The sequence below is a fragment of the Synergistaceae bacterium genome (genome assembly GCA_021372895.1).
Taxonomy (GTDB): Bacteria; Synergistota; Synergistia; order Synergistales; family Synergistaceae; genus JAJFTP01.
In genome coordinates, this window is sequence record JAJFTP010000048.1 from 1 (window position 1) to 20,921 (window position 20,921).

At 47.6% G+C, this 20,921-nt stretch carries 18 protein-coding genes; 17 read left to right on the forward strand and 1 reads right to left on the reverse strand.

From position 1 onward, the window contains the following. The 10 genes from LLF78_04290 to phnW all read left to right on the forward strand — a co-directional run. The coding region (locus tag LLF78_04290) for an ATP-NAD kinase (GenBank protein ID MCE5201711.1) at positions 1 to 634 on the forward strand (634 nt) is incomplete at its 5' end. A gap of 847 nt (positions 635 to 1,481) precedes the next feature. Then, a complete protein-coding gene (locus LLF78_04295) occupies positions 1,482 to 3,752 on the forward strand; it encodes a hypothetical protein (GenBank protein ID MCE5201712.1) in 2,271 nt (756 codons plus the stop codon). Then, positions 3,752 to 4,801, forward strand: coding sequence for an HlyD family secretion protein (locus LLF78_04300; protein MCE5201713.1), 1,050 nt, complete (start codon positions 3,752 to 3,754; stop codon positions 4,799 to 4,801). Before LLF78_04295 ends, LLF78_04300 begins: the two co-directional genes overlap by 1 nt. Before the next feature lie 15 nt (positions 4,802 to 4,816). Next, a complete protein-coding gene (locus tag LLF78_04305; protein MCE5201714.1) occupies positions 4,817 to 6,319 on the forward strand; it encodes a diguanylate cyclase in 1,503 nt (500 codons plus the stop codon). Continuing rightward, entirely contained in the window at positions 6,312 to 7,640 is a 1,329-nt protein-coding gene (locus LLF78_04310; protein ID MCE5201715.1) for a glycosyltransferase family 2 protein, read from the forward strand. Before LLF78_04305 ends, LLF78_04310 begins: the two co-directional genes overlap by 8 nt. 357 nt (positions 7,641 to 7,997) lie before the next feature. Next, positions 7,998 to 9,023, forward strand: coding sequence for a putative 2-aminoethylphosphonate ABC transporter substrate-binding protein (locus LLF78_04315; protein MCE5201716.1), 1,026 nt, complete (start codon positions 7,998 to 8,000; stop codon positions 9,021 to 9,023). Between the two features lie 25 nt (positions 9,024 to 9,048). Further along, on the forward strand, positions 9,049 to 10,017 hold the full coding sequence (locus LLF78_04320; GenBank protein MCE5201717.1) for an ATP-binding cassette domain-containing protein: 969 nt from the start codon (positions 9,049 to 9,051) through the stop codon (positions 10,015 to 10,017). Next, positions 10,018 to 11,670, forward strand: a complete 1,653-nt coding sequence (locus tag LLF78_04325; protein MCE5201718.1) for a putative 2-aminoethylphosphonate ABC transporter permease subunit — start codon at positions 10,018 to 10,020, stop codon at positions 11,668 to 11,670. A 26-nt stretch (positions 11,671 to 11,696) separates the two neighbouring features. Further along, the gene (locus LLF78_04330; protein ID MCE5201719.1) at positions 11,697 to 12,506 is read left to right on the forward strand and encodes a phosphonoacetaldehyde hydrolase; all 810 of its coding nucleotides are present in this window, start codon (positions 11,697 to 11,699) and stop codon (positions 12,504 to 12,506) included. Between the two features lie 7 nt (positions 12,507 to 12,513). Beyond that, the gene (gene phnW, locus LLF78_04335; GenBank protein MCE5201720.1) at positions 12,514 to 13,632 is read left to right on the forward strand and encodes a 2-aminoethylphosphonate--pyruvate transaminase; all 1,119 of its coding nucleotides are present in this window, start codon (positions 12,514 to 12,516) and stop codon (positions 13,630 to 13,632) included. A gap of 141 nt (positions 13,633 to 13,773) precedes the next feature. Here the strand turns inward: phnW and LLF78_04340 are convergent, their stop codons facing one another. Next, positions 13,774 to 14,139, reverse strand: a complete 366-nt coding sequence (locus tag LLF78_04340) for a hypothetical protein (protein MCE5201721.1) — start codon at positions 14,137 to 14,139, stop codon at positions 13,774 to 13,776. A gap of 76 nt (positions 14,140 to 14,215) precedes the next feature. Here LLF78_04340 and yfcE point away from each other — a divergent pair, with 76 nt between their 5' ends. The 7 genes from yfcE to LLF78_04375 all read left to right on the forward strand — a co-directional run. After that, positions 14,216 to 14,776, forward strand: coding sequence for a phosphodiesterase (gene yfcE, locus LLF78_04345; GenBank protein ID MCE5201722.1), 561 nt, complete (start codon positions 14,216 to 14,218; stop codon positions 14,774 to 14,776). Beyond that, complete coding sequence (locus tag LLF78_04350; GenBank protein MCE5201723.1) at positions 14,763 to 15,575, forward strand: GAF domain-containing protein; 813 nt, start codon at positions 14,763 to 14,765, stop codon at positions 15,573 to 15,575. The genes yfcE and LLF78_04350 overlap by 14 nt, the downstream gene beginning before the upstream one ends. Continuing rightward, positions 15,539 to 16,399, forward strand: coding sequence for a PHP domain-containing protein (locus tag LLF78_04355; GenBank protein MCE5201724.1), 861 nt, complete (start codon positions 15,539 to 15,541; stop codon positions 16,397 to 16,399). Before LLF78_04350 ends, LLF78_04355 begins: the two co-directional genes overlap by 37 nt. Before the next feature lie 133 nt (positions 16,400 to 16,532). Then, a complete protein-coding gene (locus LLF78_04360; GenBank protein MCE5201725.1) occupies positions 16,533 to 17,573 on the forward strand; it encodes a threonine aldolase in 1,041 nt (346 codons plus the stop codon). Next, a complete protein-coding gene (locus tag LLF78_04365) occupies positions 17,570 to 18,931 on the forward strand; it encodes a TldD/PmbA family protein (protein ID MCE5201726.1) in 1,362 nt (453 codons plus the stop codon). Before LLF78_04360 ends, LLF78_04365 begins: the two co-directional genes overlap by 4 nt. Then, positions 18,918 to 20,207, forward strand: a complete 1,290-nt coding sequence (locus LLF78_04370) for an N-acetylmuramoyl-L-alanine amidase (GenBank protein MCE5201727.1) — start codon at positions 18,918 to 18,920, stop codon at positions 20,205 to 20,207. Before LLF78_04365 ends, LLF78_04370 begins: the two co-directional genes overlap by 14 nt. Positions 20,208 to 20,229: 22 nt before the next feature. Next, the coding region (locus LLF78_04375; protein MCE5201728.1) for a hypothetical protein at positions 20,230 to 20,921 on the forward strand (692 nt) is incomplete at its 3' end.

The following is a 20,921-nucleotide window of genomic DNA, read 5'->3' on the forward strand; positions in this document are numbered from 1 at the left end:
GGGCAAGGTAAAGAGGTTCGTTCCTGCTGAGGTAATGGACCTTGATGAGGATGCCTTCAGGAATAACGTCGTAAACGCGCGCCTTTACGGCTATATGAGGGTGCCCGATGACAGGGAGTTCATGCAGGACAGGAAGTCCGGAAGCTTCTCTTCTGATGGTTCCGAAATGCTTGATATCGCGTCATATGTCATCAAAAACATGAGGGAAGATGAAATATATCTGATAGGGTCGGGAAATACCACATACTCGATAAAAGAGAAACTTAACATCGAGGGCACGCTGCTTGGAGTGGATGCCGTAGTAAATAAAGCGCTTGCAGGAAGGGACATGACTGAGAGAGAGATCAGAGACGCACTTTCAGGTTTCGGGAAAAACAAGCGCCATCTTGTAATAACGGTCATCGGCGGACAGGGGCATATCTTTGGCAGGGGCAACCAGCAGCTCAGTCCCGATGTTATCAGGATGATCCCCAGAGAGAACATTATGATAATCGCCAACTCTTCAAAGATGTCGGCCCTTTTTGGAAAACCGCTTATAGCAGACACAGGAGATCCCTTGCTGGACGAAGAGCTGAAGGGCTATTTTCCGGTAATTACGGGCTTCGGCAAAATGATAATGGCTAAGGTCGGATAATATAGAGTTATGTCCTTAACTTTCCCACCGTCTTTCCCGCATGCTTTTGATCAGGAAGGACGCTGTTCCTCGAAAGAGGGACATAACAAATCACCATAGTGACTGAACTATTTCGAGTGCGTTTCGAGATCGGGAATCCAGCGACTTCAATATTTTAGAGCCACTGGTTCTCCGCTGAATAACATACAGAGAAGACGAAAAACAGAGGTTTTGAATCCACTAGTAGCAAGAGGTGGGGAAGTTGAGTATTAACCCACTAAAAAGGGGCCTCTTAAGAGGCCCCTTTTTAGGGAATGATTTATTGTTTTCATGCAAGCGTATCTGTATGAAGGAGCCGAAAATTCAGAAGAGTTTTGCCCGAGGATTGTCCCACGTCCGCGAGGCTATTGGTTTTTTGCACTATACCGATCAGCACGATTGGTTTTATCGCAGCCATAACTGATCTGCTCAGCCTGCATAAAATACATGGACCTGCATGAGTTACAGGTATTTCCCCTATATCTCCTCATTTGATCTCGCTTACTATCGTTAAAATATTAGATTTATTACTCCTTTTTGTGGTCAAATGTAATTTCTTGGACGGTCTGGCCTGAACAGTGTATATAATTTTTATATGATTTCTGGATTAAATACAGTTAATGATATAATTGTATTGTAAATATTGGGGAAAAATTATAAAAAATGATATGGGAGGAATACTATGCTCTTTTGTTTTGACCACAGAAAGAGAGGCATATTGCAGAAATCATGGATATTTCTGCTTTTGTTCATATTTCTTCTGGTCAAGGCAGAACCAGCCTCTTCTTCCGTGCAAAAATCGCTGCCGCCACTTTCGGAGGCTGAAACGATGGTAAATAGCGGTCCTGAGGTGCTTGCAGCCATTTCGGCCATGGGGCGTGATTCTCAGCTTGAGGAGCTTGAGCGCCAGCGGATGGGGGTAAGATACTTTTTAAACGCGACACTCTCCTACAGCGACGAGCCGTTGTTTGAAACCAGCGAGGAGTCAAAGTCATACAAAAAAGCTGGTGTTGGCGCCGGTCTTGTTTTTCCTATTTTCGGTACTTGGAGCAAGCAAAAGATAAGTGAAATCGAAGCCGAAATTCGTTCGGTCAACGCTAAATACCGCCCGCAGATAATCACACTCCACAACTTAACGGCACTTAGGAAAGCATATGTGACGCTTTGGGCTGAATGTGAAAAAACAAAAATGTCGGAACGTTTTTTATCAACGGAGCCGGTGGTTTCAAAAGTTCTTGCCGAACGACAGCAGAAGGGGCTGCTGCTTCCTGCCGACAGGCTTGAATTTATGACGTCTTACGATATGGCCCGCAGGGATATAGCTGTATCAACACTGAGAAAGACACAGGCTCTTCAGATTATCCGCCTTGCCACGGGATGTCTCTGGCCCATGCCGGAGTATGTTGATATCCCTACCTTACCTGATTTTCATGGTTTGACGGCTGATACAGCCACTCACCCAGAGCTTTTGATGCGCAGAGAGACCCTCCGCAGATACGAAAAACTTCTTGAAACAAAGAGAAGTACGGACAGGGAGGGTTCTTTTACTATCGGCATGACTGCTGACAAAGATTTCCCCGGTGAAATGGGTACAGGGGTTTATGCCGCAGTTAATATTACGGAGCCGGTAGGGACATTGAAGTCTAAGGAAGACAAGGTCCATAGTGCGGCGGTTGAAGATTTAAAAGCGGCACAGAGAGAAGAACTTTTTATGCTTATCAAAATAGAGGGCGAGGCAGAAGAAGCTGTAGCCCTTGCCGGTTATGCTGTCGTAAATATCCGGGCCCAGGAATCACGTTTGGCTGCGATGTCCGAGGCTGTGCGCGAGAGGATAATCCGGCATACATCCATTGCCGGCGATACCTTTGAACAGCTCCAGAAGAGCCGCTACCAGTACTATCGTGTCGCCTTGGATATGCTTGATTCGGAGATGATTTTTATGCAGACCGGCGCCGATTTGCTGAGTTATGCATATCCGGGTGGACGTACATTTGAACCTGCAGAGCGTTTTCGCCCTATATCAGACAACTCCAGGAGAGCGAGACTGCTTGACCCTGATTGGCTTGTCTCCTATTCATCTGTGCCGGGAGGCAGCGGGCAGATAATACCGCTGACCGAAAAACAACAACAGGAGGTAGGACCTTCAGCAACGGCCTCTAAAACCGAAAAAATGACAGAGATAAGGCCAGCAGCAAAGATTACTGAAACCAGAGAAAAACTGGACATAAGAGATGCAGAAGACGCATCTGTAAAAGAAAGTATCCCTACAAAAACAGTCCCGATAAAAATTGATGCCGATAATTCCGGTGATACAGTTTTACCTGATGTAGCCAGTTTCCAGCCGAAATCAGTTTATATTTGGGACGCCGCACCCTTTCTTGCGCCTGAAACAAGGCAGGAGCGCCTTATTGAACTGCAGAGGGAAGGATTCTCACACATTCTCCTCGCCTTGGACCCAGCTCAAATTGCTGATCTTGATGTCTATTACAACAGGATGAAACTGGAAGGCCTGCTGTCTTCAGCGAAGATGTCCGGCATACGTGTGGATCTTCTGCTTGGGGAGCCTAACTGGATCTATCCGGAAGAGCGTGCAAAGCTTCTTGATATTGTGCGTAAGATGTCAGGTTTTAAATTCCAGGGGATACACCTTGATATTGAGCCGGATTCCCTGCCTGCTGCACAGAATCGCAGGCCTGAACTGCTTAAGGAACTTATAGAAACAGTCCGAGAAGTAAAAAATATAACGGACTTGCCTTTATCGATATCGATACACCCCCGGTATCTTGAGGGAGAACTTGGCGTCATCTCAAACAATGGACTCAAACAAATCAACCTTGAATATATTGCTGTGATGCTATACTCCACCAACCCTGATGCTGTGGTGGAACGTGTTGTGCAGATAATGCTGATGCAGCCTGGCCTTAAGATTTCGCTGGCGCAGAGTGTGGAGAAGGACCTGCCTCCGGAGGAAAGTTATATGTCGTTTGGCTTGGAACGGTATAAAAGCTGTATGATGAAAATAAGCAAGCGCCTGATCAACAGCGGGAGCTTTAAGGGCATCTTGATACAATCATGGGAAGACTACAGGAGGATGCTCTAATGAAAGTTTCATTCTCTCCAGCTCATAAAAAGAACCCGGAAATAAAAGACGGGGTGAGGATCCCATATGCCGCATCAAAGAGGGGGAGAGCAAAGCTGCTTTGGTGGTCCATCCTTTTCATTGTCTTTCTGCCTTTTGCCATCCTTCTAGGGCATATTTTTGCCGGATGGATTTTCGCTTCCTCGCCCGGCATCATATCGATGGAGAAATATCCTGTGAGGACGCCTGAAAACGGTCTGGTCGTCGAAATGCTTGTAAAAAGCGGTTCTGAGGTTGTTGCCGGAGCACCTGTTGCACGTATAAAAAGGGTAAATACTCCCGAACGGCTTGAACAACTAGCCTTGATGAAGGCAGAGCGTGAAGTGTTAGTCTCCTCTGTTGGGAGGAAATATAATCCCGTTCCTCACTTGTCCACCAGGCTGGTTGACGAAACAATTTTGTATTTTGAAAAAGAAGCCGATACGATGAGGTCACTTATGAATGCAGGAGCTGCTACTAGAGCAGAAGTTGACCAGGCGGAAGCTCAGCTGCGCTCAGCCAAGGCAGAACGGCAGAGTATCATTGCATCCAGAGTGAGCGTCACAGTAGAAAAAGGCACAGAGGAGCGTATTGCATATTTAAACAAAAGCATCAGCTATCTTGAAGGGCTCGCCGGATCGTCATTTGATGTAGCAGCCCAAAGGACAGGGAGGGTGCAATCTATAGAATTTTCTGTAGGGCAGAATGTCAGCGCAGGTGAGGAACTTATGTGGTTATCCGATCCATCCACTGCTCAGGCTGTCGTATATGTTGCGCCTGAAGATTTCGGAAATGTTAAACCTGGAGCGAAAGCAACGGTGGTTATTCCTGGAACAGGAAGGCGTATTGACGCTGAGGTTGAAGAAATGCCGATAACAGCCCAGAACGCCCCAAATGGACTTGGTGACAGTTTCCTCTCCAATTTGCGAAGTATAAAGGTATGCTTGAATTTCAAAGAGCCTCTCCTGCCGGAAGAACTTGTGGACGGACTGCCGTTGAAAGTTAACTGGGGAATCAGATTCTTCCATTAGAAGGAGGGTATTAAAATGGGCAAATATAAAATTTATAGAATCCTTCTTGGAAACGATATATCTCATTTTTCAAACGAGAAAGTTTTTGATTATCCATCGCCACAGGCTTTGATGGATGATCATGTCTCGTCTGGTATTATAATTATCGACGGCCTGAGCAACAAAAACACAGAGAACAGAACCAATGTTTTTGAGACTCTGGCTTTACTCAGAAGATCTGCTGTGTTTTGCTGTGATCCTATATATTTTTCACACTCTATGGGAGATATAGACTGCCTGTCTGACGGCATAACCGCCGATATACAGGAAAGACTTACAGAGGCCGAGACAATACTTGATCGTTTAGAAAAGATCCATTCTGAGAAATTACTTGATAATCATAACCTCCGCCTTATGTCATATATGTATATAAGGGGAGAGGCATACGAGCTTAAACCCTTATGCGTTCCATTTTCCCCATGGGTATATGTCTATCCGGTGGCCGCACTGCTCCTGGATAATGAGTTAATCTCTCCCAAGCGCCTGAGAGGGGAAGAGATGTATAGGACATGCGGGGTTTTTAAGTTTGATTCAGAGATGCCGTCATCCACAAAAATCATTAATTACCTTGAGGAGAATGGATATATAGAAAAAACTGAGATTACTGACAGAATCCGGCGGTGTCCCAAATGCGGGACCGGCCATTTAAACTATATAGATCTTTGTCCAAACTGCGGCAGCATAGACTTCGAAAAAAAGACAATGATACACTGCTTTACTTGTGGACATGTCGCGCCGGAAATCGATTTTACCAGGAATATGTCATTTGTATGCCCGAACTGTGAAACAGTTTTGCGCCACCTTGGAAGTGACTATGACCACCCGCTTGAATCCTATGAGTGCTGTGTCTGCGGTTCCCGTTTTATAGAACCGGATGTAAAAGCGGATTGTTTTTATTGCAGAACTCAGACGGAGCCTGAGGATCTCGCCGTCAGCAACATCTTCAGTTTCCATATTTCTGAAAAGGGATCTGTGGCAGTCAGAACGGGGACGATGCAGATTGCAATACGACTGTTTGATGATATGAATAATGTTGTCTTCTCATACTTCTGCCATACGATTGGCTGGTTCGTCAACCTGAGAAAACGTTACCCTGACGAAGCCTTTTCAGTGCTTGGAATAAAGTTTTCAAGAGTCTATGAGGTTGAGGAGGCGCTGGGAGAAGAATTTTTCAAAGAACTTATGTCCGAAATGGCTTCGCGCATACGAGAAATGCTCCGAAATACCGATATGACCACCAGCACGGCTCCGGACACATTTTGGATTCTCCTGCCCCGCACAACGGATGAACAATGCAATATAATCGCCCGCCGTATATGTGCCCTGTCTGATCTTATAGCAGTACCTTCTGTGCCTAAAATAAGCATTACAGCAAAATGTTTTGCAATGCCGTGCGATCTTTCAGGTGTATCTGTTGAAAGGCAGATGGAGATTTTCGGAGAGGAACTGTCATCAGACTACAGCCGGGAAGATGCATAACTACGCTCAATTTCTGATGGCTCAGATTGTCTATCCATTGAACAGCGGGGATTTATGGTCCATTGTTTTTCGCTTCGTACCCTTTGTGCTTTTTTTTGAACTGCCTCTTGCAATTCTTATCATCGCAGGTGTCTTTAAATATACATTTGAGCGCATGCGCGAGGGAGAACGACGTCCATATTTCCCCCCTGTTTCATGCATCATAACTTGTTACAGCGAAGGGCTTGATGTACAGAGGACGATCTCTTCACTCACAGAGCAGATATATCCGGGCAAAATTGAGATATTTGCAATGATAGACGGGGCAGCAAAAAATAAAGCCACGTATGAAGCTGCAACGGGAATGGTGGATTATGTATCGAATTTCGATAACAGAAAACTCGTTGTTATTCCAAAATGGCAGAGAGGTGGGCGTGTCTCCAGCCTTAACACAGGATTAAGTTTTGCAAACGGTGAGATTATTATGGCATTGGACGGAGACACATCATTCGATAACAACATGATCGAGAGGGCCACCAGGCATTTTGAAGACCCTGCAGTAGCGGCTGTATCCGGATGCCTGCGTGTGCGTAACGCGGATGACTCTCTTGCTGCATCATTGCAGGCCATAGAGTATTTTATCTCGATACAGGCATCCAAGACTGGACTCAGCACATTTAATGTAGTCAACAACATATCCGGGGCTTTTGGCATATTCAGGCGAAGAATACTCGATCTTGTAGGCGGCTGGGATGCCGGAACGGCGGAAGACTTGGATTTGACTCTCCGTATTAAGAATTATTTTGGCAGATACAAGGATGGGTTTAAGATCATATTTGACCCTGAGGCCATAGGACATACAGATGTACCTCGGACTTTCAAGGGTTTTCTTCTGCAGAGGATCAGGTGGGACGGAGATCTTTCGTACCTGTACTTTCGTAAACACTGGCATTCATTTGATCCGAGGCTGCTTGGATGGCCTAATTTCATTATGATCCTTCTCACCGGACTTTTCTCACAGATAGCGATGCCGATAGTTATATTTCTGTACACAGTCTGGCTTTTTGCGGCATATCCGCTCCGCTATGCTTTAAGTTTGCTCCTTCTGATATACATGTTTTATTTTGCAATGTTGACGATTATGTATCTTATATTCGTCATGTGTCTTTCAGAGAGGCCAAGGGATGATATGTCCAGAGTCTGCTTTTTGCCGATAATGCCGCTCTTTGCTTTTATTGCGCGCATCAACAGTCTTGTTGCAATGTTATGGGAACTGGTTGCAAGCGGTCATAAAGATTCTTCGATGGCTCCATGGTGGGTAACGAAAAAGAGTAAGTTTTGATAAAATCGACCTTGTTTTGGGTCATATTTAACCTACATTCCCAAATTTATAACGATGGGATCGGGATCCCAAGGTCGGCGTAGATATCTTTTTGTTCCTCTGTGATCTCACCAGGGACACTGCCTTGTCCGTGAGCCTCAAACTTCCTGTCTCGCCTGGGAGTCTCCGTAACTCAAAATACATATCATAGCCCTTATAGCCCTTCAAAAGATAAAAAATTGACACCGGTTATTTTTAACACATCTGTAACGTTTGCCGCACACAGCCGTTACGGATGAGTAGTTTAATGTGTTGGTACATAAAAGTTTTTCAATTTCGAGGGGGATTATTAAAATGAGTCTAAGGTGTTTCAAAAATATGCGAAGATATTTTCTCTTTGTCTTGTCCGTCTATGTTTGCGTTGTTATGTCAGCATCAATAGCCAGCGCAAAGGACCTTGTCGTTTACACCGCTCTTGAAAACGAACAGATAAACAAATACCTTGCGTCTTTCAAGGAGCAGAACAAAGACATCGATGTGAAGATAGTCAGAGACTCGACCGGGATCATTACTGCCAAGCTTCTTGCAGAAGGTGCAAATACTCCTGCCGACGTTGTCTGGGGAACTGCGGCATCCAGCCTTCTGGTTCTGGAAAACAGGGGGATGATACAGCCCTATGCGCCCAAGGGGCTGAACAGAGTCAATAAAATGCTTAAAGACAGTGCCAATCCTCCTGTCTGGGTAGGAATCGATGCATGGGAGTGCGCAATAATAGTCAATACCGCGGAGGCAAAAGCAAACAATCTTCCGGAAATTAAATCATATCAGGATCTTTTGAAACCGGAATTCAAGGGCAGGATAATCATGAGCAACCCCAACTCATCAGGGACGGGGTTTCTTGCAGTAACAGGCCTCATTCACCTGATGGGGGAGAAAAAAGCCTTTGAATACCTTGATAAGCTTCACGCAAATATCGCAATGTACACGCACTCGGGCTCTGCACCCGCCAAAAAGGCTGCTGCCGGAGAGTTTGCAGTTGGTATCTCCTACGGTTACGCCGGGGTCAATCAACTTAAGAAAGGCGCGCCTGTTAAAGTCGTTTTTCCTGCAGAGGGCAGCGGATGGGATGTTGAGGCAAACGCGCTTATAAAGAAACCGAATATCAAAACAGAAGCAAAGCTGTTCCTTGATTGGGCGATATCAGACGCAGCTATCAATGCCCTGAAAGATGATTACGCTATTACCGCGGTCAAAGTCAGCGACAAGATCCCCGATGGATATTCAAAGGATCCTTTCTCGCAGCTTGTAAAGAATAACGATCTGAGGTGGTCGGCCCAGAACAGAGACCGTATCCTTAAAAAGTGGACCGCCCGCTACGATGGCAAGAGCGAACCAAAGAATTAACGGATAACCGGCAGGTGAATTGATCATGGCGACTCTCCGCGCAAAAAACATAGTGAAAAAGTTTGGGAACCAAATCGCGCTGAACAACATAAGTTTTGATATATGCGACGGAGAGTTCGTCTGTATCCTTGGACCCTCCGGCTGCGGGAAAAGCACTCTGCTTCGTGTGATAGCCGGGCTTGAAGATATAGAAAGAGGAAGCATTGAGATAGACGGACGGGATATTACCTGCGAGCCGCCCTCCAGGAGAAATTTTGGGATCGTATTTCAATCTTATGCACTGTTCCCAAATATGAATGTTGAACAGAATATCTCTTATGGCTTGTGGAACCGCAACATTTCGAAGAAGGAAAAAGCGTCACGGGTAGATGAAATAATTGAACTTGTCGCCCTGACAGAACACCGTAAAAAATATCCCCAGGAACTCTCCGGCGGTCAGCAGCAGCGTGTGGCCCTGGCACGTGCAGTAGTTCTAAAACCGGAATTTCTACTTTTGGACGAGCCCCTTTCAGCTCTTGACGCCAAGGTCAGGTGTAAGCTCCGCAAAGAAATCCGTCGCATCCAGCAACATCTGGGGATCACAACGATTATGGTGACACATGATCAGGAAGAGGCCCTGTCTATGGCTGACCGTATGATCGTGATGAACAACGCTGTTATCGAGCAAATTGATATTCCGCAAAAAATATATGATTCTCCAAGCAACAGTTTTGTAGCTGATTTTGTCGGAACAGCCAACTTTGTCGGAGAGCGTCTCATCATCCGTCCGGAAAGCCTCAGGCTTTGCCATAATTGCTCTGAGAACAGTATACATGGAAAAATTTCCGATATCGAATTCCGGGGATCCTTCTATCGTATCTTTGTACTTTCAGAATCCGGCGAAATGACTGTGGATATAGCATCACAGCATAACGACGGCATTTCCCTTAAACGCGGCGTTGATATATATATTGACATCCCCAACGATAAACTTATTACTTTAAGAAGTGCTTAGATGAAGAAAATCAGGAGCAGCAATAATATAGAATTATTTTTGTTGATATTTAGTATATTTTTTTTGTTTATCATCGTAATTTGTCCTATGGCCGCACTTTTTGCAAAAGCTTTTCAGAACAACAACGGCACATTCATCGGACTGATGAACTTCAGCGAATATTTTTCATCACCGAATCTTGTCGTCTCGCTCAGAAACTCTGTGGCCATCTCCTCCTGGGTGGCCGTATTGTCCGTTGTCCTGGCATTTATCTATGCGTACGCACTTACAAGAGCAAACGTTCCGGCTAAGGGATTTCTCCGTTTTACCGCCATGCTCCCTCTTTTTGCGCCTACAATGATGCTTGGGATCGCGCTTATTTATCTGATAGGCAATAAAGGGATCATTACGATGGCCGGGTTGAAACTTCCTCTTTACGGGCCTCTTGGAATAATTATCTGTGAAACAGTTTACACATTTCCGCAGGCTTTTTTGATACTGTTTGTAACCCTTTCTTACTCCGATAACAGACTCTATGAGGCTGCGAGAGTAATGGGGGCAAGCGCATACAGGACATTTATGACCGTGGTGCTGCCAGGAGCAAGGTTCGGTCTGATCAGTGCGTTTATGGTCTCCTTTACGCTTTCTTTCTCGGATTTCGGGGCTCCTACGGTTGTCGGCGGCAACTACAACGTGCTTGCTACGGATATCTATAAGCAGGTCGTAGGCCAGCAGAATTTCGGAATGGGAGCTGTTGTCGGCCTGATGCTTATGATCCCGGCAATAATAATGTTCGTTACCGACAGGCTGACCCAATCTAAGAACAGAGATACAATAAGCTCAAAAAGCGTAACATACAGAATCATCCCCGGTAAAATCAGGGATATAGGGCTGACGATATACTGTATTGCAGTGAACGTCTTTATAATAGCCATGTTTGCAACAGTTTTTATGGCTTCTATAATAAAAGCATGGCCTTATGACATGGGATTGACGATAGAACACTTTTTAGTTGACAGCCCGGCTACAGGCGGGCTCAGCTCCTTTGGGAACAGCATTATTACAGCAGGCCTGACCGCAGTTTTTGGTACCGTTTTTATCTTCGTCAATGCATGGCTCGTTGAAAAAGTTCGCGGGTATAATTTCATCCGGCAGGTAGACTACCTGTTCTCCGTTATCCCGCTTGCGCTGCCGGGCCTTTCGATAGGAATAGCGTTCATATTCTTCTTCAGCGCTGGCGGCAATCCCCTTAGAGTCATTTATGGAACTGCAACGGTGTTAATACTTGCAAATATTGTTCACTTCTATTCTGTTCCTTTTATTACAGCCACTTCCGCCCTTAAAAAATTGGACAAAGAGATAGAGGCTGTTTCCGAATTAATGTCTGTCCCTTCCTACAGGACTTTCTTAAGGGTCACTCTGCCGATGTGTTGGGATGCGTTGTTTGAAATTTCGGTCTATTTTTTCGTTAATTCAATGGTAACGATATCTGCTGTCGTATTTCTCTATCCGCCGGATTTCAAACTTGCCTCTGTGGCTATCGTAAATATGGAAGATGCGGGAGATATAGCTCCTGCAGCTGCTTTGTCGGTACTTGTGATCATGGCCAATATTATAGTACGTCTGCTCTACGAATTAATTTCCCACAAAAGTACAGATGTAGTAAAAATATAAAATTCTATATATAAGGAGTGTTGAAAATGTTAGACAGCGAGAAGAAAATCCGAGGGGTAATATTGGACTGGGCAGGCACGACTGTTGATTTTGGCTGCTTTGCCCCACTTAATGTATTCATCGGGATATTTGCAAGACGCGGGATCGAAATAAGTATCGAAGAAGCCAGAGAGCCTATGGGACTGCCTAAAATCGACCATATAAGGGCGTTGCTGAACATGGAAAAAATATCCTCACGATTCGTTGAGAAGTTTGGACATTTGCCGAACGAAAGTGACGTCAGGGATATGTACGCCGACTTCGAACCGGCGCTTATGCAGGTGCTTTCTGATTATTCAGAACCAATAGAAGGGGTCGTCGATGTTGTTTCAGAACTTCGTGCCCGGGGATTGAAAATTGGTTCTACGACGGGATATACAACTGAGATGATGGAAGTTGTCACAGCTAATGCCAAAAAGAAAGGTTATTGCCCGGATGCGCTGGTTACGCCGGATGAGGTCTCTTGTGGAAGGCCGTATCCCTACATGATATTTAAAAATATGGAAAAACTGGGGGTTTTCCCCCCTAAAAGTATTATAAAGGTTGGAGACACCATCAGTGACATTAAAGAAGGTCTTAACGCCGGAGTATGGAGCATTGGCGTGCTGGACGGAAGCAATGAAGTCGGCCTCTCGCCGGAAGATTATAAAACCTTGCCGCAGGAAAAAATCAACCTCATAAAAAAACATGCGGAAGAAAGATTCTACAGAGCCGGAGCTGATTATGTAATAGAAAATATTTTAAATCTGCCGTCCTTCATTGATGAAATAAACCAAAATTCTAAGTTTACTTGGTAAAAAAGAGGTGAAAATATTGGAAAATCCATATCTTCTATTGACGCCAGGCCCTCTTTCCACTACCCCTTCTGTTAAGGCCGCAATGCTGCGGGACTGGTGTACCTGGGACGAAGACTATAACTCACTTATTCAGAAACTCCGGAGGGACCTCGTAACGATCGCAGTTTCAAAAGAATCTTCGCGCGACTTGTACACCTCCGTGCTGATGCAGGGCAGCGGGACATTCGCTGTGGAATCTGTCATCGGAAGCGTCCTCCCAAGAGATGGCAACCTGCTTGTCCTGAGCAATGGGGCATACGGGAAAAGGATGTTAGAGATAGCAAAAATTTTGAATATAGACACAACTGAAATCGCCGCAAAAGAGACGGAGCAAATTGATATTGAAAAAGTCGAAGATATACTTAAGGCGGATAAAAACATTATAACCCACGTGGCAATAGTCCACTGTGAAACGACGACAGGGATCTTAAACGACATAGCTTCAGTGGGAAAAATCGCCAAGAAATACGGCAAGTTGTTTATTGTTGATGCAATGAGCAGCTTTGGCGGTATCCCGTTTTGCGTCGATGAAGTGGGCATAGATTTCATGATAAGCAGCGCAAATAAATGCATACAGGGTGTCCCCGGATTTGGGCTGATAATAGCAAAGAAGTCCTCCCTTGAAAAATGCAAAGGTTTCGCCCGTTCTCTTTCTCTGGATATGTATAGTCAGTGGAAAACCATGGAAGACTATGGAGGCAAGTGGCGTTTCACCTCTCCCACGCATGTTGTAAGAGCATTTATAGAAGCGATGAAGGAACTGAATGACGAGGGAGGTGTGCCGGCAAGGTTCGAGCGGTTTAAGGCCAATCATGACAAATTGGTTTCAGGCATGGGATCCCTCGGTTTTAAAACCCTGCTTCCCGCTGAGCTTCAATCACCGATCATCACGTCATTTCTTTATCCGCAGGACTGTTCTTTTTCTTTCAAGCAGTTCTATGAATATGCAAAAAACGCCGGCTATGTTCTCTATCCCGGGAAAATCTCAGAAGCGGAAACTTTTCGTATAGGTAACATCGGGGATGTTCATCCTGAAGATATTGACGGTTTACTCGCAGTAGTTAAGAGATTCAGAGAAGGGCAATAAATTTTCCGGCAGATATGAAAGCGGTCCGCATTGCTGTTTCAGAAGACGGACCGCTCGATCATTTTTTGTGGACAAAATCTATAAAATTCGAGATTTTGATGGAATTTTTTGAACTATCAAGTATATACGCTATGGAGATCGCTATTTCAGACAGCCGCAGATCTCCTGATTGCCGCCGTCGCTTGGTTCCGCTGTTATTCCCATTATTTTGATCCTTCCCTGACGGTGGAGCGAAAAAGCAAGGGAGATTATTGTTGCCGGTGTCACTCCGATTTTTTGAGCAAGTTCGGCCGGGTCAAATGTTCCTTTTTCTTCAATTATGTCTACAACCTCTTCTCCGAGACAGGATATCCACTGATGGAACATATCCTGCATCTCCGGCGTATTTGAGCACGCTGTCTGGTTAAGTGTAATTACTGATTCGAAGAGGCGTGCTGAGACTAGCTCAAGTGAATGCACGAGAGCCTTTATGTCCTGTTCTTCCAAGTTTTTTATGTCGATATTCATAAAACTTACACCCCTGTCTGTGTCTTTACTGGCGCTCTGATTATATAATATATGCGGCAGAAAGGGTGAAAAACAGATGGCAGCTAAAATTATAGACGGTGAAAAAATTGGCGTTATGTCCGATACACATGGGAGCCTTCCTGCGTGGAACGCGTCGCTTGCTCTTTTTGGAGAGGTAAACGCGGTTCTTCACGCCGGCGATGTCTTATATCATGGACCGCGCAATGCTATCCCAGGCGGGTATACGCCGGCGGATCTTGCTGATGCTATAAACGGATACAGCGACGTCTTGCTCATTTCGCGAGGGAACTGTGACGCGGATGTGGACCAGATGGTTCTGACTCCTTTGCTTGCCCCCTATGTCGCCATCTGGTGGAACGGTAAAAAAATACTTATGATGCATGGGGATAACTTTCCACTTCTGAGACAGATGGCTTTCGACTATAAGGCAGATATTGCTATCTCGGGACACACTCATATAGCATCCGTTGTGCGGGAAAGAGATACTGTTTTTCTGAATCCCGGCTCGACCACGATCCCAAAGGGCAGGGATCCTGCAAGCGCAGCTATAATTGACTCCCGAGGCATTTCAATATTGACTCTTGACGGAGGGCTTCTGCATCGTGAAGAGTTCTGAACGGCCGGCTGCCCTTATTTTTCGCAGGAGAAAATTCTGGCCGCAGTATTTGTGGGTTTTGCTCATGGTTGCCGGAGGCTGGTTCAGTTGTGTTTTCGGTTCGGCTTGGCTTTTCGTGGCTTTTGTGATATCTGCTTTTCTGGGGCTGAATGAATCAGGACGATGGTCATACAGGACCAACTTGTTGCTGTGCGCAGCCGTATCTGTGGCCGGTTCGATCTGCGGAGTTTTTTCATGGTTTGAGACGGCGTCGGTATTCGTGCTCCTCTTCTCCATCGGAGGTTTCATGCTTTATTACCGCGACTCTGTTAATCGTATGATCCCCAGCATGGAGGAGCTTTCCTCTGCTTTATCAACGGGGGCGACTTTTGCGGAGATGATCTCAATAGCTTTTGAAAAGATACGTGAAATGGCCGCGGGCAGTTTTGTTTTCATAGCCATTGCAGATGACAGGGGCGGGTTATTTTTACCGGAATGCGGTGGGAAACCTCGCTCTGATCTCCAGAGAAACGGCGGTGCTGTCTGGAAAGTGTTCGCATCCGGAAGGCCTTATGTCACAGGCAGGCTTGAACCGTCCAAGGATCTGCCGTTTTGCAGGGACTCGCGTTCCGTTATGTCGGCACCGCTATTTGCCCATGGAGAGAAACTTGGCGTCCTACAGATAGAATCGGCAGAGACTGAGGCGTTTTCAACGGAAGACCTCAGTAAGCTGGGCATAGTCGCGTTTATACTCTCCCAGGCTATCGTCGGATTTATGAAAGAATGTTGCGTCCCGGAGCATGGGAAGTCACCGGAATGATCCTCATCGACATGCATGTCCACAGCACGTATTCGGATGGCACCTTTACTGTCGGGGCTATCGTACATGCTGCGAAGAAGCGACATCTGTCACTGTTAAGTCTTACTGACCACGACACCACGGACGGGCTTCTCCCGTTCAGGCTGGCATGTGAGGAATATGGGGTCCAGGGATTATCTGGGATCGAGCTGTCCGCAGATTCAGATCATACCCTGCATATTCTGGGTTTTCGCATAGTTCCGGACAATACCGAACTTGAGCGCAAGCTTGATGATATAAGAAATTACCGTGACGTGAGAAACGCGGAGATATGCAAAAAATTACAGGCAGACGGACTTGATATTTTACTTGAAGATGCGAAGGCACTCTCCGGGGGTCAGGTCGTCGCGCGTCCTCATATCGCGCGCCTGATGATTCAGAAGGGCTACGTATCGACGATGGCGGAGGCATTCATAAAATATCTCGGTCCCGGGGGACGGGCTTATGTCTCCCGCGCGAGGCTCTCCGCGGAGGAATGCATATCCCTGATCAACGGAGCCGGAGGCCTTGCAGTGCTTGCCCATCCGGCTCAGACTCGTCTTGACGACGACGGACTCGGCAAACTTATCTCAAGGCTCAGGGACTGCGGGTTATGGGGTATTGAAGCTCTTTATCCGGGGCACAGCCCGGAGCAGATATACAGTTTTCTTTCGTTGGCGGATAAGTTCGGGTTATATCCGACTGCCGGATCAGATTTTCATGGGGGCTGCGGACAGGATGCGGATCTGGGCATACCTGTCAGCGAGGATTTTATACCCTGGGCAAGGCTGGGAGTGAAAATATAAACGCCGTCAAATGATCGCCAGAGCAAGGGATACCCTGAATAATAAAAAATATATAAAGATGTTTGTTCCGGGGATTTAAAACCGGCTTACAGAATTCAGCTGTAGTTTTATAAAATATTTCAAGGGGGAATATATAATGCACAAGATCATGGATTTTCGCAGTGATACGGTTACAAAGCCTTCCGACGAAATGCGCCGCGTCATTGCATCGGCGGAGGTTGGGGATGATATTTACGGCGACGACCCCTCCTCAAACGCGCTTGCGGCATACGCGGCAGAACTGACGGGTATGGATGCCGCTATATACGCCTGTTCCGGCACTATGGGCAATCTGCTTGCTTTTGTATCGGCTGGTCGCCACGGAGAGAGCCTGCTTGCCGGTAAACGTTCGCACGTATGGAACGCCGAGGTCGGCGGGTTTTCAGCAGTCGCCGGCCTCTGTCCCTATCCGCTGGATGACGACGAAGGCATCCCCAAAGCAGAGGATATAGCTCCGGCCAGCCGTGCTGACGGTAACATCCACCATCCCGAAACCACCATTCTTGCTCTTGAAAACACTCATAACTATACCGGCGGGATAGCCGTCGATCCGGCACGTTTTGCGGCAACGGCACGGGAGGGACGCAGGCAGGGCTTCCATGTACACCTTGACGGAGCGCGCATTTTCAACGCATCTGTCTATTACGGCGTTGATGTAAGAGAGTTCACGAAAGAGGTCGACTCAGTACAGTTCTGCCTCTCGAAGGGGCTGGGGGCTCCGATGGGTTCTATGCTCTGCGGGTCACACGATTTCATTGAACGCGCTAAAAAGTGGCGCAAACGTATTGGAGGTGCGCAGCGTCAGCTCGGTATCGCCGCCGCAGCGGGACTTTATGCCCTCAGGAACAATATCCCGCGCCTTGCAGAGGACCACAGCCACGCACAACTTCTTGCAGATCTGCTTAAAAAGGGCGGAGTAAAGGTCGAGCCTACGCCTAACATGACGAACATGGTGTTCTTCCCGCTTGACCCGCATCATCCTTCAGATGATGATTTTGAGGCCCGCTGCAAAGACCGCGGACTCCTTTTAAATATGATAAACCCGCGCCGCGTCCGCCTGGTCACGCATATTGACGTGGACAGGGATGATGTTGAACGTGCCGCGGCGGTGATAATTGAGGTCATGTCGGCGTGACGGGATCTTTTGTCCGCTCCGATGCGGAGTCCCTTTCATTATGGGCTCTTGATGAGGCTAAGCGCGGAGGAGCATCGGCTGCCGACGTCCTCTACTCCGAAGGTGCGGGGGCCAGCCTGTCCATGATGGATGGCGAAGTGGAGGAGTGCGTCACTGGTTTCACCGCAGGAATCGGAGTGAGGACCATCATGTCCGATGGCAGGCAGGGCATAGCCTACGGTAACAGGTTGGATAGTTCTTCGGTCAGGGACCTTATCGAGTGGAGCCTGTTCAACTGCCGTAATTCCGAGCCGGAAGAGGGCATAATGCTTTACGACGGTAAGCTTGCGGAGGATCCGGCTGTTGAGCTTGAAGACCCGCGGATCGCTCAGATAACGCCCCTGGAACGGCTTGATATGTGCGCGCGTATGACGGAGATGGCCAGAGGTAAGGACAGTCGTATTATATCTGTCCGGAGCGCCGCGTGGAATGACGGTTGGGGTGCCTCCTTCTACTGCACGACAACAGGGCTTGCCGGCTGGGAACGCGGCAGCAGTGCAAGCTGCGGCGTTACGGTGCTTGCCAGGGAGGGAGAGTTTATCGAAATAGGCGGATATGGCATTGAATCACGCCGTTTTGACGAACTCGATGTAAAAAAGACTGCGGATCTGGCCGTATCAAGGACGGTGTCTGCGCTTGGCGGCACACTGATACCGACCGGAGTTTATACGATAATGATAGAGCCTGAGGTTGCGGCTTCGCTTGTAGATGTGATAGGAGATCTCTTCTGCTCTCCGGAGATACATAAAGGCCGTTCAATGATGAAGGGGCGTCTTGGTTCTGCGGTTGCGTCTTCCTGCATAACCCTTATTGACGACGGAAGGATACCGTGGAAGGCAGGAAGCGGGCCCTGGGATTCCGAGGGTGTACCGACCGGCAGAACGATACTGATCAAGGATGGCATAGCACAGTCTTTCCTGTATAATCTTCAGTATGCATGGAAAGACGGGGTCCGTTCTACAGGCAATGCGTCCAGGGACATGTCGTCCCTGCCCGATGTCGGGACGTCCAATATTTTCCTGGAAGCCGGCGTTGAAACTCCGGGAACGCTGCAGAGCAGGATAAAACATGGCCTGTATGTTACGGAATTTATGGGGCTGCATACGATAGATCCGATAAGCGGCGATTTTTCCATAGGAGCAAAAGGCCTGATGATAGAAAACGGGGAATTGACGAAGCCCGTCAGCGGCGTCACGATCGCGTCAAACCTTATGGATTTTCTGGGCAGCATAGTTGCGGTAGGTTCTGACCTGGAGTTCTTCGGTGCGGTAGGAGCGCCGACTTTGGTGGTGGAGGATGTTGTCATTGCAGGCAGATAAAAAAATTCTAAAGGTGTTGCTGTTTGCGGTTGCTATGCTTTTCGTAATGGCTGCCGCAGCCTCGGCGGAATCGCTCTCGCTTTGGTACGGAGATATAAAAAAGGGAGACATCGCTTCGCGGAAGAACGAACATGGCGGAACGGATGTCGCGGTGGAAGAGGTCGTCTCCGCACTTGGTCTTGCACGCAGTTCGGTGCGGGAGGGTATAGTGGTAGTGTATGGCGGCAAAAAAATGGAGTTTTGGAATAACTCCGCTATCGTGCGCGTGAACGGTGCCATCGTCAGCTTGCCTAACCCCGTTTTACTCGAAGGGGAACACTGGTGGGCAGACTCGAAGTCTGTGATAACGGTGCTTGATCAGTTCTACGCCGCAATAGGCAGGAAAGGATCAGGCTTGCGCTGGGCCGCGCCGGATGAGGCGCCTCCGGCAGCGGAAGAAAAACCGGCGGCGAAACCCGAGGAAAAGACCATGCAAAAACCGCAGGCGGAGACAGAGGAAATCATGCCGGAGAAACAAAAGCAGAAAGCCGAACCGGCGGTCCTTCCTTCCGCTACGGTGTTCAAGGGCAAGGAGAGGCCGATAGTTGTGCTTGACGCAGGTCACGGCGGCCATGACCCTGGGGCTATGGCGAACGGTGCCCGTGAAAAGGATATAAATCTAAAGGCGGTGCTCCAGCTTGGCGCAATTCTCCAGTCGTATGGAGTTGATATCCGCTATACCAGAGACACCGACGTCTATCTGAAGCTTGCGGAGCGTACCGCGTTTGCAAACAGCCGGAATGCCGCTGTGTTTGTCAGCATGCACTGCAACGCTATGCCTAAGGGAAAACATGCGGCGGGACTTGAGTTCTACATAATGGCGCTTCCTTCGGACAAAGATGCATTGCAGCTCGCAATCACAGAAAACAAGGAAATCAGCGGCGGCGCCGATTCAGTTAAGGAGGCGGAGCAGCGGTCGGATAAAAAGACAAAACTTCTGCTGAAGATACTCGGGGATATGCAGCAGAACGACAAAATAAACGAAAGCACGACGCTTGCCGAGGTGATGCACCTTTCCGCAAAAACTTCCGGGCTTCCGATGCGCAAGGTGGGACAGGCTCCTTTCTTTGTGCTTAGAGGAGCGGCTATGCCGGCGGTGCTCATAGAAATGGGATATCTGACGGACGCGGCCGAAGCGCAGAGGCTCAATTCCCAAAGTTACAGGGAATCTCTGTGCAGGAGTTTTGCTAATGGCATAGTCAGTTATATAAAAGAACACCCTGTCGTAGTCCGGTAGGGTAACAGGAGGAATGCATATAATGAGGGACCCCGAAGAGAGAACCCGACATTTCGTAATCAGAGAAAAAAGAGATTCTGACTACGATGAGCCTGCAGTCCGCCGCAGGAATCCTATGGCGGGGGAGGAAGAGTCGCGCAGGGGTGCCTTGCCGGCTGAAAATGTTGGGAAATCGGCATATTCAACCCTCTTTTCGCGCCGTGGTCTCAGGAAACGCGAACTTGAGGATGAGGAAGATATCCGTAATCCAAGGACGAAAACCGCCAAGACCGATGATTATGACGATTATGACGATGGGAATGACGAGTGCAGAAAAGCCCCGATTCTAGTCAGGATATTTGCCTGGTTCGCGCTGCTCGCGGTCCTGTTCGCCATAGGCTATCTCGGTACCAACTATTTCTTCAGCTGGGCAGATAAAAAAGGCGGTCCGCGCCTGGGCGGTGTCTATGGCAGCGGTGCCGAAGTCGAACAGCCTCAGCCGGCAGGAGGAGGCGCACCTTCAGCATCCGGCAGTGAGGCTTATACGCTCTATATACCGGATAATGGAAAGTTCACGGAGCGCAAGGTAGATATCAACAAGGGTCTTCCTGAGGAGGACATAGAAAAGGTGCTTGCCGTATATATCGACGGACTGAAAGAGACAAACATGCTCGATAACGGCGTCTATGTAAAGAATATTTTCCGCAGCGGCGACTGGCTTTACCTTGATATGAC

Coding starts and splice junctions, on each gene's coding strand:
- LLF78_04295 (MCE5201712.1), top strand. CDS start 1,482: ATGGTAAATAGCGGTCCTGAGGTGCTTGCAGCCATTTCGGCCATGGGG.
- LLF78_04300 (MCE5201713.1), top strand. CDS start 3,752: ATGAAAGTTTCATTCTCTCCAGCTCATAAAAAGAACCCGGAAATAAAA.
- LLF78_04305 (MCE5201714.1), top strand. CDS start 4,817: ATGGGCAAATATAAAATTTATAGAATCCTTCTTGGAAACGATATATCT.
- LLF78_04310 (MCE5201715.1), top strand. CDS start 6,312: ATGCATAACTACGCTCAATTTCTGATGGCTCAGATTGTCTATCCATTG.
- LLF78_04315 (MCE5201716.1), top strand. CDS start 7,998: ATGCGAAGATATTTTCTCTTTGTCTTGTCCGTCTATGTTTGCGTTGTT.
- LLF78_04320 (MCE5201717.1), top strand. CDS start 9,049: ATGGCGACTCTCCGCGCAAAAAACATAGTGAAAAAGTTTGGGAACCAA.
- LLF78_04325 (MCE5201718.1), top strand. CDS start 10,018: ATGAAGAAAATCAGGAGCAGCAATAATATAGAATTATTTTTGTTGATA.
- LLF78_04330 (MCE5201719.1), top strand. CDS start 11,697: ATGTTAGACAGCGAGAAGAAAATCCGAGGGGTAATATTGGACTGGGCA.
- LLF78_04340 (MCE5201721.1), bottom strand. CDS start 14,139: ATGAATATCGACATAAAAAACTTGGAAGAACAGGACATAAAGGCTCTC.
- yfcE (MCE5201722.1), top strand. CDS start 14,216: ATGGCAGCTAAAATTATAGACGGTGAAAAAATTGGCGTTATGTCCGAT.
- LLF78_04355 (MCE5201724.1), top strand. CDS start 15,539: ATGTTGCGTCCCGGAGCATGGGAAGTCACCGGAATGATCCTCATCGAC.